Source organism: Microvirga sp. CF3062 (genome assembly GCF_036314045.1).
Taxonomy (GTDB): domain Bacteria; phylum Pseudomonadota; class Alphaproteobacteria; order Rhizobiales; family Beijerinckiaceae; genus Microvirga.
Window position 1 is genome coordinate 1 of record NZ_JAYGGN010000017.1, and the last position, 12,999, is coordinate 12,999.

The 12,999-nt window shown below is 61.0% G+C and carries 14 protein-coding genes; 5 read left to right on the top strand and 9 right to left on the bottom strand.

The window, feature by feature from the left end:
* Window positions 1-221: 221 nt before the first annotated feature.
* Genes VB618_RS19590 through VB618_RS19610 form a run of 5 tightly spaced genes read right to left on the bottom strand, consistent with a single transcriptional unit; the run spans window position 222 to window position 4,327 of the window.
* A complete protein-coding gene (locus VB618_RS19590) occupies window positions 222-926 on the bottom strand; it encodes a fumarylacetoacetate hydrolase family protein (RefSeq protein ID WP_329798449.1) in 705 nt (234 codons plus the stop codon).
* Entirely contained in the window at window positions 926-1,678 is a 753-nt protein-coding gene (locus VB618_RS19595) for an ABC transporter permease (RefSeq protein WP_329798436.1), read from the bottom strand. Before VB618_RS19595 ends, VB618_RS19590 begins: the two co-directional genes overlap by 1 nt.
* Window positions 1,679-1,688: 10 nt before the next feature.
* Entirely contained in the window at window positions 1,689-2,486 is a 798-nt protein-coding gene (locus VB618_RS19600) for an ABC transporter ATP-binding protein (protein ID WP_329798437.1), read from the bottom strand.
* A gap of 1 nt (window position 2,487) precedes the next feature.
* A complete protein-coding gene (locus tag VB618_RS19605) occupies window positions 2,488-3,321 on the bottom strand; it encodes an ABC transporter permease (protein WP_329798438.1) in 834 nt (277 codons plus the stop codon).
* Between the two features lie 10 nt (window positions 3,322-3,331).
* A complete protein-coding gene (locus VB618_RS19610; RefSeq protein WP_329798439.1) occupies window positions 3,332-4,327 on the bottom strand; it encodes an ABC transporter substrate-binding protein in 996 nt (331 codons plus the stop codon).
* 170 nt (window positions 4,328-4,497) lie between these two features.
* Between VB618_RS19610 and VB618_RS19615 the strand changes: the two genes are divergently transcribed.
* On the top strand, window positions 4,498-5,199 hold the full coding sequence (locus tag VB618_RS19615) for a FadR/GntR family transcriptional regulator (RefSeq protein ID WP_329798440.1): 702 nt from the start codon (window positions 4,498-4,500) through the stop codon (window positions 5,197-5,199).
* Window positions 5,200-5,609: 410 nt separating this feature from the next.
* On the opposite strand, the gene VB618_RS19620 is transcribed toward VB618_RS19615, so the two are convergent.
* The 4 genes from VB618_RS19620 to VB618_RS19635 all read right to left on the bottom strand — a co-directional run bounded on the left by VB618_RS19620 (window position 5,610) and on the right by VB618_RS19635 (window position 9,578).
* Complete coding sequence (locus tag VB618_RS19620) at window positions 5,610-6,365, bottom strand: HugZ family pyridoxamine 5'-phosphate oxidase (protein ID WP_329798441.1); 756 nt, start codon at window positions 6,363-6,365, stop codon at window positions 5,610-5,612.
* 27 nt (window positions 6,366-6,392) lie between these two features.
* Window positions 6,393-6,902 carry a heme utilization cystosolic carrier protein HutX gene (gene hutX, locus VB618_RS19625; protein ID WP_329798442.1) on the bottom strand — a complete coding sequence of 170 codons (510 nt, stop codon included), beginning with the start codon at window positions 6,900-6,902 and terminating at the stop codon, window positions 6,393-6,395.
* Window positions 6,903-6,906: 4 nt separating this feature from the next.
* Window positions 6,907-7,245 carry an antibiotic biosynthesis monooxygenase family protein gene (locus VB618_RS19630; protein ID WP_329798443.1) on the bottom strand — a complete coding sequence of 113 codons (339 nt, stop codon included), beginning with the start codon at window positions 7,243-7,245 and terminating at the stop codon, window positions 6,907-6,909.
* 65 nt (window positions 7,246-7,310) lie between these two features.
* A complete protein-coding gene (locus VB618_RS19635; protein WP_329798444.1) occupies window positions 7,311-9,578 on the bottom strand; it encodes a TonB-dependent hemoglobin/transferrin/lactoferrin family receptor in 2,268 nt (755 codons plus the stop codon).
* A 310-nt stretch (window positions 9,579-9,888) separates the two neighbouring features.
* Here VB618_RS19635 and hemP point away from each other — a divergent pair, with 310 nt between their 5' ends.
* The 4 genes from hemP to VB618_RS19655 are packed head-to-tail and all read left to right on the top strand — an operon-like array spanning window position 9,889 to window position 12,734.
* Entirely contained in the window at window positions 9,889-9,993 is a 105-nt protein-coding gene (hemP, locus tag VB618_RS19640) for a hemin uptake protein HemP (protein ID WP_329798445.1), read from the top strand.
* A gap of 13 nt (window positions 9,994-10,006) precedes the next feature.
* Window positions 10,007-10,870 (top strand): heme/hemin ABC transporter substrate-binding protein, encoded by an 864-nt coding sequence (locus tag VB618_RS19645; RefSeq protein WP_329798446.1) that lies wholly within the window; start codon window positions 10,007-10,009, stop codon window positions 10,868-10,870.
* Entirely contained in the window at window positions 10,867-11,949 is a 1,083-nt protein-coding gene (locus VB618_RS19650; RefSeq protein WP_329798447.1) for a FecCD family ABC transporter permease, read from the top strand. Before VB618_RS19645 ends, VB618_RS19650 begins: the two co-directional genes overlap by 4 nt.
* Window positions 11,946-12,734 (top strand): heme ABC transporter ATP-binding protein, encoded by a 789-nt coding sequence (locus VB618_RS19655; protein ID WP_329798448.1) that lies wholly within the window; start codon window positions 11,946-11,948, stop codon window positions 12,732-12,734. Before VB618_RS19650 ends, VB618_RS19655 begins: the two co-directional genes overlap by 4 nt.
* Window positions 12,735-12,999: the final 265 nt, after the last annotated feature.

A 12,999-nucleotide genomic window follows, 5' to 3' on the forward strand; every position in this document is an offset into this window, starting at 1 on the left:
ATCAGCTTGTCTTTGATGAACTGCCAAATGATGCGGGTCATCTCGTCGCCGTCGAGTTCGACGACCGGATTGGCAACCTTGATCTTCGCCACGTGTGGCTCCTGATTGATTTAGACACTGGCGGTAGTCCCGCCCTATAATTACACCGCAGCACAAAGTGCTGCGGTGTTGTTTAAGCCTCCCCGCCCGCTTTTTGATTTCACATACGCGGGCTCTGCAGCTTAGACGACTACGACTTCCAGCTTGCCGATACCCTCGACGAAGCCTTCGAGAACGTCACCGCGCACAACCGCACCGACGCCAGCAGGTGTGCCGGTCATGATGATGTCGCCGGGTTGAAGGGTGAAGAAACCGGAAAGGTATGAGATCATCTCCGGCACCTTCCAGATCAGCTGGTTCAGGTCGCCCTGCTGACGGAGCGCACCATTGACCTTGAGCGTGACAGCGCCCGATGTCGGATGGCCGATCTCGCTCGCCGGGACCAGGGGGCCACAGGGAGCGGAGGCTTCGAACGCCTTACCGACTTCCCAAGGACGACCCAACTTCTTAGCCTCGCCCTGGAGGTCGCGGCGGGTCATGTCGAGGCCGACGCCATAGCCGAAGACGTGATCGAGGGCCGCTTCCACGGGAATTTCCGTACCGCCCTTGCCTAATGCCACCACCATTTCGATCTCGTGGTGCACGTCTGATGTCTGGCTCGGGTACGGGAACTTGCCATCGGTCACGAGGTTGTCAGGATTCTTCTGGAAGAAGAACGGCGGCTCCTTGGACGGGTCATGTCCCATCTCGATTGCGTGCTCGGCATAGTTGCGGCCCACGCAATAAATACGGTGAATCGGGAACACTTTGTCACTGCCCTGGACTGGCAATGTTGCAATGGGTGCCGGCTGAACGACGTAGTCAGTCATGGCGAGAGGTGCATTCATCATCTTACTCCTGCGTAATAGTCGACTTTTTTCTCGATGTGTTCGATGGCCGCGGACATCAGCATCGCCGCAGCGAAGAGGATGAGCGTCAGCGCCCAGAAGTTCTCCATGTCAAAGCTGCGTGAATAAAGTTCAAACAGTTCGCCATAACCAATGATCGCCACCAGAAGTTGACCGATCACCACACCCTTTACGCCGCGCACTAGGCCGAGTCTGATCCCTGCAAGGATCTCCGGCAGTGCAGCAAGGAGAACGATTTTTCCGTAAAGAGCGAAGGTAGAGGCACCATAGGAGCGCCCCATCTCAATAAGCGAATTCGGCACATGCTGAATGCCGGCTCGCGTATCCAAAACGATAATCCATACCGCAAAGAGAAAGACCGTGACGATCACCGTGGTCTCGCCCATGCCGAACAGGATCATCAACACCGGAACCAGGGCCGAGAGCGGCGCACTGACGAAGATGTTAACCCAGATGCTGAACAGTTCATCCACCGCCTTGAACCGTCCCATCAGCACGCCGAGGCTGATGCCGACCACGATGGCAAACGCCATACCGACCGCAAAACTGTGCAACGTGATGATTGCGGCCGACTGCCAGGTGCCGGTCTGCATCATGGCAAAGCCAGCCACCAACACGTCTGAGAGAGGCGGAACCAAGAACATCAGGCCGGATTGGCCGACAAGTTCCCAAATCACGCACCAAACCAGGAGCGATGCCATCATTGGCACCCGATAACCGTAAAGTGTCATGGCTGCCTCCTCAGTCCACATAGTGCTTGAGGCCCTGCCAGATCTCCTCGACAGTGTCGAGATAGCCCTGGTCACGGCGGATGGCATCGGGTGAGGCTGTGCGATCGACTTTCGGCTCGATGATCTGCGAGACGCGGCTCGGTCGGCGTGACAGGAGCACAATGCGATCCGAAACGTAGACAGCCTCTTCGATGCTATGCGTGACGAAGATGAAGGTCTTGCGCTCCTTCTCCACCAGCCGCAGCAGGTCTTCCTGGAACTTGCGGCGGTTCTGCTCGTCGACTGCCGAGAACGGCTCGTCCAGCAGAAGCACTTCTGCATTGACTGCGAAGGCACGGGCAAGGCCAACGCGCTGGCGCATGCCGCCGGAGAGCTCGTGCGGGTATTTATCCTCAAACCCGGTGAGACCGACCTCGGCGATATAGTGCCGGGCAATGGACTGGCGTTCCGCCTTCCCCATTCCCTTTAATTCAAGTCCAAAAGCCACGTTGCGCATCACCGTCGCCCAAGGCATCAGGGCGAAATCTTGAAACACGAAGGCGCGCTCCGGCCCAGGTCCAGTGACGAGTTTGCCGTTGACACGCACCTCGCCGGAAGTCGGCTCGATAAGACCTGCGATGATCTTGAGCAGGGTGGTCTTGCCGCAACCGGACGGACCGAGCAATGTCGTGAGCTTGCCTCGAGGAAAGTCGAGGTCGATCGAACGCAGCGCTTCGACTTCTTTGTAGTTCTTGCAGATGCTTCGAACCTCAACAGCAGCAGATTCAGCTTGAGGCAGAGCCTGGATGGAAGCAGTGGATAAAGTCATGTCAGCCTCTCCTCTTCTCCGGACGAAGTACGCGCATCTCGAATGCTTCGAGAGCTGCGAGCGTCAGGGTCGAGACCAGAATGATGGAAACAACAGCGGCATACATTTCTGCATAATTGGCCACTGAGCGGTGGTAGGTGATGAGGTCGCCAATTCCGGTCGGCGTGATCAGGAGCTCGGCCAGGATGACGCCGATAAAGCCGGCAGCGAGGCCCAGACGCAGGCCAGCAAAGATCACAGGGCTGGCATCAGGGATGATGATCTTGGTGATTTGCTGGAGCTTCGTGCCCTGGAACGAGTAGCACATGGCCACCAGCGAAGGGTTGGCATTCCGCACTGCCTTGTAGCCGTTCAGGACGATGACAGGCAGAGCGAGCATGATGACCGCAAGGGTCTTTGCCGCCAGCCCGATTCCATACACGAAGGTGATGAGTGGAATAAGAGCTGCCATCGGGGCCGATTGCAGGACGATGAACAAAGGGGCCACAAGCCATTCAGCCGTACGTGACAAACCCATCACGATGCCCAGCGTTACCCCGACAGCCCCCGAAATGGCAATGCCAATGATCAGAGGCTGAAGCGTCGAGCCATAAGCAACAAACAGGCTGCCATCGAACAGCATTGTGACGAAGGCAGAGAGTGTCTCCAGAAACGTCGGAAAGGCATAGCTGATCGGCACGCGTCCAGCGATCTCCCACATCAAGAAGAAGAGCCCCAGTGAGACCATTCTCGAGGCAATCGGGTGTTGCGTGAACAGCCGGCCGAGGCTCAGGCCCCAACCTGCCGGCGAATGGACGGCCCGCGCGGGGCCGTTCACTTGGGAGGAAGCCATCATTTTGGCCACCTTACTTGGTGCCAACTTTCGCCAGAACGCGATCCAGCGGGCGGGTGTCCCAGAAGTCCTCGACCTTCAGGCTCGCGGGCTCACCGGTGAGCTGACCCGAGAGGGTGTAGAAGGCAAAGTCATCCTTTGCCGCGGTCGCGCCGCCGCCGTTGAGCGGGAACGCCTTGCCCTTCGCGAGCTCTTCGAAGTACGGGCCGATCTCGCTCACCTGGGCCGCAGGGAGGTCGGGCAGCAGCTTGTACTTGGCGCGCCACTCCGTGACGACGCTCGGTTTCTCTGTGACTTCACGCCAAGTTGTGAGGATGGCATCGACGATCTTGTCGACATCCGCGGCATTCTTCTCAAGGAAGTTCGTATTGGCAAAAAGCGCTTCATCCGTTGCGTTCACGCCCTCGAGCGGCAGGATGATGAACTTGCCGGGGGCTTGGGTTTCCAGCAAGCGGCGGCCAGACGAGTCGACGATGGAAGCCTTGACGTTGCCCTGCAGCAAGGCACCCGTACGAACCTCGGCGCCAGGAATGTAGCTGATCTTGGAGAACTTGATGCCCTGGCGCTGCTCCATCAGCTTCATGATGGCTTCAGTCCCGGAACCGCGGGAGTGGACTGCTACCTCCTGCCCGTTCAGGTCTTTCCAAGTCTTGTAAAACTCGCCGTTGACGGCCGGATAGAAGCGCAGCGTCGAAAGCTGCATGAACATGCGGATGGGCGCTTTGACCTTCTGCACCAGCGCATAAGGACCACCAACACCAATGTCAGCCTGTCCGCCGACGACGGCTTGGGCCGCGATATCCTCCGACTTCAGATAAGTCATTTCGATATCGACACCCTTTTCCTTGGCGCGCTCAAAGGCTGCCAAGAGATGCAGGGATTCCACGCTGGGAATGTCGCCATAGACCACCCGAACCTTGGCTGCTTCTGCCGCGCTCGACATCACGAGCGCGACGCCGATCGCGAGCGCAGCGGTACTGGCTTTCAAGCCTGCCAACCTTTTGAGCATTTTAAACTCCCTGTTTTTTGCGGTTTATCCGCTTGTTATAGTCGCGCTTTGCACGACCAATGCATTATTGGTCGCAATTGGGTTGAGGGCTGTCAAGCATTATTGTCCTTGACTATGTTGTTACGGCGTTTAAAAGATCCAACCAATTTACGATTGGTTGAGAGACTGAGATGCTAGTTTTCGATGAGGCGGGCTCTAACCGGACCGCCGTGACCCAATTGCGGGCGTACCTTGCACAAACGAGACTCCCTGAGGATGGGCGTCTCCCTCCAGAGCGGGATCTGTCAGCGGCCCTTGGGGTTACTCGGACCGAACTGAGAAAGGCGCTCGGAACTCTCGAGGCCGAAGGCCAAATTTGGCGCCACGTTGGCAAAGGCACATTCATGGGTAACCGGCCTGTGGATACCCTTTCGGACATTGCGGCTCTGTCCAAGCGAACCAATCCGGCCGAACTGATGCGCGCTCGGATGATCATCGAACCTGAGATCGCACGGGCAGCCGCGCTGACTGCAACGCCAATGCATCTCGCCGAGTTGAGGATGTGCCAAGCCCGAACGCGTGAGGCCGCAACCTGGCGGCAATATGAGACCTGGGATACACGGCTGCACCGCACGGTTGCTGAAGCAACCCAGAACACGCCGCTTCTTGGACTCTTCGATATGCTTAACGCGCTGCGTCGAGCCGTAACTTGGGGTAGGCTGCGATCCAACCCCGTCAAGCCAGAGCCGGACCATCACAGCTTCACTGAGCATGAGACGATTATTGCGGCCATCGAGAACCGCGACATGAATGGCGCCGCCGCAGCGATGCGCACCCATTTGCAAAGCGTAGAGCGCAATCTCCTGGCGCAGCAGTCAAGTGAAGCGGACTGATACCCACGCACCTAATTCTCACTTCAGACGAAAGCTTGTGGTGGTGGAGCGCCGCTGGTTCCGTAGTACCTCTGGACTTGCAACTCCAAACTACAGGTCAGAACTTCGTTGCTGGATAGGGTTTCTGCCCAGGGCAGGATAGGTCCTGTCTCTTCGGGCGAAGCCATTTGGACGCAGATCATGGTCTCCTTTGGGTCAACCCAGGAAATCTGCTGCCCGCCAAGAACGTCTGATATCCCCTGCGAGAGCTGACGTTCGGTTCACTTCCGAGAACTGCCATCAGGAGACATCCCGGTTCAGCAGGAGGAAGGAGTTTGGCAAGGCTGTGGAGATGGGTAGAGCACCCTGTAAGCACGGCAGAACTCTAGACCTTCCTGTCGATGTGTTGCAGCTACCGCGTTCCTTTTTCGCTATGACGTTCTCGCACGTGCTTCCTGGGCTAGGGCGATCAGCATCGGCCGCACCTCATGCGGGCCGGTGAGCGCCCTTGGGAAGGGCAGCCGCAGGATCTCGTCGCCCAGCGTCATCTGGACGCCTTCCGGATCGATGCCGATCAGGCGCCAGGCCCCCTCGCGGGCCCCGCAGAGCTGCGTGGCATAAAGCGCCACCGCGTCGGCGTGATCCTCGTTCATGTGATCGATGGCCTGCGCCTCGAAATCGTAGAAGTCGAAAAACCCGGAGAGATCCGCCAGCAGATCCTCTCTGGCCATGCGATAGGCCCGACCGAAGCCGCCGTTGAGGCTAGCGGACACGACACCTAAGCGCCAGAAGGCGAAATCGGGAAAGTCCACGTAAAGCTCGGCCTTGGGATGCTGCAGCAGATAGCGGCGGCGAATCTGTTGCGTGTCGGAGCTTTCCCGTTCGAGCCTGTAAGCCTTCGCCAGCAGGGTCAGGCGAGGATGGGCCAGCGGATCGCCCTTGCCGACGGACGACAGAAGCAGCGAGCAGAGTGGATCGGCCTCCAGAAGCCGCGTATGCATCGAGAGCTGCGAGGTGAGAATGAGGGGCGAGCCGTCGAGATCCGTTCCCACCTGCACGAGGCTGGCAAACGGGATACCGCTCTCCGCATCGTTGGTGGCGAGCGCCCCGGAGCGCACCGTGCGCATGAGCTTCTTGGCCAGCGCACGGGCTTCGTCGTCGACCGGCAGGATCGGATCCTTCGCCATAGGTCTTACAACTCCCTAGATGCCCACTCACGCCGCTTGGCGATATTTCTTACGCAATTCGTCGAAGCGAACCACTTGATCCATCTTGAGGGAACGGTCCTCGTTGCGTCCCACGAAGATCTTGAACATCACGCTGCCCTCTTCGTTGACGAACTGCACCGAGCAGGACCTTCTGCCGAAGAAAGGTCGGTCGATGAAATAAATGGTCCGGCAGCGTTCCATCCTCAAGTGTCCGCCGATAGGCGTCTCGCCATGGATGTTGAAATAGCCTCGGCCTTCGGCTCCCGGCGGAACGCTCCCCGCGCATTCGAACACGCCGTCGCGGGTATGCACCACGAGGGTGATCTCACCCCACTCGGTCAGGTCCTGCCAGATCTCCTGGTAGAGGTCGCCGGGCACCCGCATTGCGACCTCGGGCGAGAGACAGTCGAGCACCGCCTGCATGGGCACGCCGCGGCTTTCCGCAACCTGCTCGAGGATGCCGTCCGGCTTCGCCGCGAGATCCTGGCGGATCAGTTCGCTCACAGGAACAGTCATTCTCTTACTCCGCCGCTTTCGCCGTCAGACCGATGGTTTGAATCACGTCGAAACCTTCGAATTCCGGGTGGCCCAGGGTCAGTGGCTTGTTGGATCCTGTGCTGGCGCGCGTATGCGAGACACGAAACTGCTCCGAGCGCGTCCAGGCTTCGAACTGGGCCTTCGAGGTCCAGACGGTGTGGGAGGAATAGAGCACGTGGTCCTCGCGTTCAGGACCACGCAGCATATGGAATTCGATGAAGCCGTCGAGCTCATGCAGGTAGCTCTCCCGCGTGAGCCAGCGCTGCTCGAATTCCTGCGCGGCGTCCTTCAAAACCTTGAAGCGGTTCATGGCGATGAACATGGGTGTCTCCGTTGTCAAGCAAAGCGGACGCGCGGAGGGCCTGTGATCCTCCGCGCGCACAAAAGTTACCAGCGGATCGTCGCGTTGAGCGCGAAGGTGCGGCCCGATGCGCGCAACAGATCGAGGTTGCGGTTGGAGGCCAGAACGCCGACCACATCCTGGGCATTGTAGTACTCGGCATCCAAAAGGTTGTAGGCGCTCAGGTTAAGCGACAGATTCGGCGTCGGGTCGTAGAAGACCAGCGCATCCATCGTCACGTAGGAATCCGGACGGAAATAGGTCGGATCACTGACCCGGTTCCGACCCGCTGCGCCGCGCGCCCTGACCTCGGCGCCCCAGCCAGCTTCGTGCTGGTAGCGGATGCCTGCATGGCCCGTGAACGGATCGACAGAGTCGATCGGGAGTCCGGTCTCCTCGTCCTCACCCTGCGCATAGGCCAGCGCTCCGAAGATCGACCAGTTCGGAGTGAGGCGCCAATCGCCTTTGGCCTCGATGCCCCAGATCCGTACATTCGACAGGTTCTGGTATTGGAACTGAGTGAGGCCCGCCGGCGAGGTGCCGACGGTCACCGTTTCGATGAAGTCGTTATAGAGGTTGTAGAAGCTCGACACCTGGAAGCTGGAGCCGTTGTCGAAGCGTCCGCGCAGGCCGACCTCGAAGCCGTCGCTGGTCTCCGGCTTGAGATTGCCGTTCGGCAGGATCTCATAGAAGAAGACCGGATTTGAGAAGCCGAAATTCGCCGTGTCATAAGGCGGCGCGCGGAAGCCGCGCGAGTATTGGCCGAACAGCCGCAGCTGATCCGTCAGATCATAGGTGATGCCGAACTTGGGCGAGACGGCGAATTCGTTCTGCTCCTCGACGGCAAAGTCGCGCTGGTTCGAGCGGTCGAAATCCGCATCCGGATTTGGATCGAGTTGGTAGGTGTCGAAGCGGACGGCGGGAATGATCCGCAGCCTGCCATAGCGCGCAATGTCCTGCACATAGAGGCCGGCCTGCACCGTCTCCGTGTCAGGGAAATTCTTGTTGGGGAAGGTCTCGCCGGAGATGGTGGGTGTCTCGACCCCGGTGTCAAGATTGCGCTCGATCCTGTTGCGCAGGCGCGACGTGGAGGTCGAATCGATAGAGGCGCCGTAAATGAAGCTGTGCTCCCATTCGCCCCATTGGCGGGTGCCCGAGAACTGAACTTCAGCGCCGTAGATCTCCTGGTCGAAGCCGAAATTCGAAAAGCGGATCCGGTTGGGCTCGGCCGGTGGGCCTGTGAACGATGTGCCGCGCTGCTGCAGCGTCTTCTCCTCGCGGTCCACCTTCGTCCAATACACGCTGGTGCGCACCGTATCGGCAACGGACCAGGTCACCGGCAGCGTCCAGTCGAAGCTCAGGCGCGGACGGGTCGTGGTGTCGTCCGCGTCTGAATCGAACACGCGAGTAAACGGCATGCCGCCGCCACCGGGCATGTTCGAGCGATCGCTGAGAAGCTCCGTGCCGACCTCCTTGCGCAGGAACTCGCCGGTGAGCTTGAACTGCCCCCAATCGCCGGCATTGTAGAGCAGCTTGGCGAGCACGTTGTCGGCCGAAAAGTCCTGCGGGTTGGGCCGCAGAATCGAACCGTCATCGAGGTTCGGCTTCACCTCGTGGCCCTGGCGATGGGTGTAGAGGATGAGTGATTCCCAAGGCCCGAAGCGCCAGGCGCCGGTATAGGTCTGCAGGAAGCTGCTGTCGTCCGTGTCATAGCCGGTCTTGGCCGAGAGATACCAATCCTTGCCGACTGAATTGAGGTAATCGGACGGATCCTTGGTGACATAGGACACCACGCCGCCGATGGCATCGCTGCCATAGAGGGCCGAGGCGGGACCGCGGATGATCTCGACCTGCTTCAGGCTGTCGAAATCGACCAAGTCGCGGGTATAGGTGCCCGCCCCGATATTGGTCTCGGGAAAGTCCGGGATCTTGACGCCATCCACCTGCACGCGCACGCGGTTCTCGCCGATGCCGCGGATCACGTAATTGGTGGCGCCACCGCGCGAGGGCTGGTTGCCCACGGAGACGCCGGGTTCCTCGCGGGCGAGATCGCGCGGAGAGTTGATGTTCCTCTGATCGATCTGCTGCTCGTCGGTGACGCTGACCGTGGAGGGGCTGTCATAGACGGTTGTGGGCACGCGCTCAGCCGTGATGGTGATGGCGTCGAGCGTCGTGAACAGAGGCGCCTCCGGCGTCGGGGACTGCGCTTGTGCCTGCGCGCCGGTGGCCAGCGTCGCTCCCGTGAGAGGGGCGAGAACGAGAAGAGCAAGAGGTGAAGTGGACGCGCGAAGTCCTTCGCGCAGGAAGGTAATCATCCTGACGATTCCAGTCTTTCATGATGTTTTTCTTGAGGACTGGCTGGCTCGCGCAGAAACCGAGTTCACGCTGGCTGGCTGCTGGCCCTTCTTCCGGGGAAGGAGGGTTTACATCCGATAGCCAAATCAAGTAACTGCGTCAACATGGACTCTGATGTTCGCAGTTTTACATCATTCTAAACTGCGAATACATGATCAAGTTAGAATTCATACAGTTTAGAAGCGATAAAATCTGGAGATGATTGTGCAACACCCGCCTTCACCATCGGACATCAAGCCTGACAGGGCGCCTCTGGCGAAAGAGATTGATGTGGCAAGCCTGGTTGGGACCGGGCGCGAGGTGGTGCTGCTTCATAGGGGCGAACGCTACCGCCTGCGCGTCACGGCCAACGGTAAGCTGATCCTTACCAAGTAGAAGGGTGTCCCCGATGCTGTCACGCCGCACCTTTCTTCTTGCATCGCCGCTCCTGTTCTGCTCAGCCCCGCTGCGCGCCGAAGCCCCGCGCCGGATCGTGAGCCTCGGTGGCGCGGTGACGGAGATCCTCTACCGCCTCGGCTACGCCGGAGAGATCGTCGGGGTGGATTCTACCAGCCTGTACCCCACGGACGCGCTCAAGAAGAAAGCCAATGTGGGCTATGTCCGCGCGCTCGGCGCGGAAGGCGTGCTCTCGCTCAATCCAAACCTCGTGGTCGCCTCAGAGGGATCAGGCCCGCCCGATGCCCTGAAGCTGATCGAACAGGCAGGCGTCCCCATTGTCCGTGTGAACGACGAGCCGAACCCGGCCGGCATCGTGAAGCGCGTCGAGGTGGTTGCGCAGGCCGTCGGCGCACCCGGGCAGGGCGCCGCGCTCATCAAGGAGATCGAAGCAGGCTTTGCCCGGCTCGCCGAGGCCAGAGCCGGGATCAAGCGCCCTACGCGCACGCTTTTCGTCCTTTCGCTCCAGAATGGACGGCCGCTCGTCGGCGGCCAGGGAACCACCGCCGATGCCATGCTGTCGCTCGCCGGCGCCAGCAACGTGGTGTCGTCACTCACCGGCTGGAAGCCGCTGTCGGATGAAGGCCTGATCGCGGCGGCGCCCGAGGCCATCGTGATGATGAACCACGGCCCCGGAGGCGCGGCCTCCGATCCCTTCGCTTATCCGGCCTTTGCCGCGACGCCCGCCGCCAACGGCAAACGTCTCGTGGTGATGGATTCGCTCTATCTCCTCGGCTTCGGCCCACGCACGCCCGATGCAGCGCACGACCTGATGGCGGCGCTCCATCCCGATCAGATCGGCCAGGCGAAGCGATGACATCGGTTGCACTTCAGCATGGTCGCGCCCGGACCGGGCTTCGCGATTCCAGGGGATTGCTGCTGACGGCGCTTGCGGTGCTGGTGCTGCTGGTGAGCCTCGTGGCGCTCGGCCTCGGAGCCACCGGCGTTCCGCTGTCGCGGACGCTGTCTATCGTCACGGATGCCCTCATGGGCCGCACGGCAGCGCTCGGCGGCGACGGGCTCATCATCCTGCAGGTGCGCCTGCCGCGTCTGCTGCTCGGCCTGCTCATCGGTGCGGCGCTCGCCTCGTCCGGTGCCCTGATGCAGGGTCTTTTCCGCAATCCGCTGGCCGATCCGGGACTCATCGGCGTCTCGGCGGGAGCGGCTCTGGCAGCCGCCACGACAATCGTTCTGGGCGATGCACTGCTGACACCCCTGATCGGGCCTCTGCCCTTCACCATTCTGCCCATCGGCGCCTTCACCGGCGGGCTGCTGACGACGCTTGCGCTCTATCTCGTCGCCACGCGCAGCGGCCGCACGTCGATTGCCACCATGCTGCTCGCCGGCGTCGCCTTCGGGGCGCTCTCCGGCGCTGTCATGGGCCTGTTCTCGTATTTGAGCGACGACCGGCAGCTGCGTGATCTCTCCTTCTGGTCGCTCGGATCTTTGAGCGGCGCAACCTGGTCGAAGACCATGACGGTGGCGCCCTTCATCCTGCCCACTCTTCTCGCCACGCCGTTTCTCGCACGCGGCCTGAACGCCCTTGCGCTCGGCGAAGCGGAGGCCTTTCATCTCGGGGTTCCGGTGCAGCGGGTCAAAGCGCTGGCGATCCTGCTCGTGGCGGTGGCCGTCGGCGCCTCGGTTGCCGCGTCCGGCATGATCGGCTTCGTCGGAATCGTCGTGCCGCATGTGCTGCGCCTGATCGCGGGCGCCGACCACAGGGTGCTGCTTCCGGCCTCGGCGCTTCTAGGTGCGGCCCTGCTCGTTGCCGCTGACACGGTGGCCCGCACTATTGCGGCGCCGGCGGAGCTGCCGATCGGCATCCTCACCGCCGCCATCGGTGCGCCGTTCTTTCTCTGGCTCCTGCTGCGTCGCCCGGGGGGCATGGCCATATGAGTGGGCTCCTGGAAGCCAGGGATCTCGCCTACCACGTCGGCGGCAAGGTGCTGGTCGACGGCATCGACCTCTCGTTCGCGAGCGGCTCCTTCACCATCATTGTCGGCCCCAATGGCGCCGGCAAATCGACGCTGCTGCGCCTGCTGTGCGGCGAGCTTTCGCCAGCGCGCGGCGCGGTGCGTTGGAATGGGGAAAAGCTGCACGCGGTCCCGGCCTGGCGTCTGGCCCATCGCAGGGCCGTGATGCCGCAGGCCTCAGACCTCAACTTCCCCTTCACGGTCTTCGAAGTCGCAAGCCTCGGCACCCAGGGCATCGGCCGCGGCCTCTCCCGCAGCGACCGGCAGCGTCTGGCGCTCCAAGCCCTGGAGCAGGCGGACGTCGCCCATCTGGCGCCGCGCAACTATCAGACTCTCTCAGGCGGAGAGAGGCAGCGGGTTCATTTCGCCCGGGTGCTGGCGCAGCTCGCGGCAGGCCGAACCCTGGAAGCGCAGCAGGCGCTTTTCCTCGACGAGCCCATCGCGAGCCTCGACCTGAAGCACCAGCTCGCGCTGCTTGAGACGGCGAGAGGCCTTGCCCGGGACGGTCTTGCCGTCATCGCCGTGCTGCACGACCTGCAACTGGCAGCCGGTCTCGCCGACGATCTCATTCTCCTGCATCAGGGCCGCCTCGTTACCCGCGGAACACCCGATGCTGTGCTCACTTCCACCACCCTCGCCGAGGTTTTCGGCGTCGCCCTGAATTCGAATGCGCTTCCGACAAGTCCCTGGCTGCTTGTTAAGGCCTAAGCGCATCCAGCGGCGTGATTTGAACCCGAGATCTAAAGAAACATCATCGCTCTTGAGGATATGGGAAAGAGCAGATGAGAGCCTCTGCATACACGGCGCCCCCAGGGAAAACGGTGCGAGCAAACCAAAGCAATGATCTGACCTCTATAAGGATAGCCTCTGGAAGGGCCGCTTTGGGTCCAGGCTGTGTGGAAACGCCTTGATCTGCTAAGCTGATCGTGATCGGCGGAGGGCAGCATGAAGCGTTTCGTTGAAGGGGAAGACC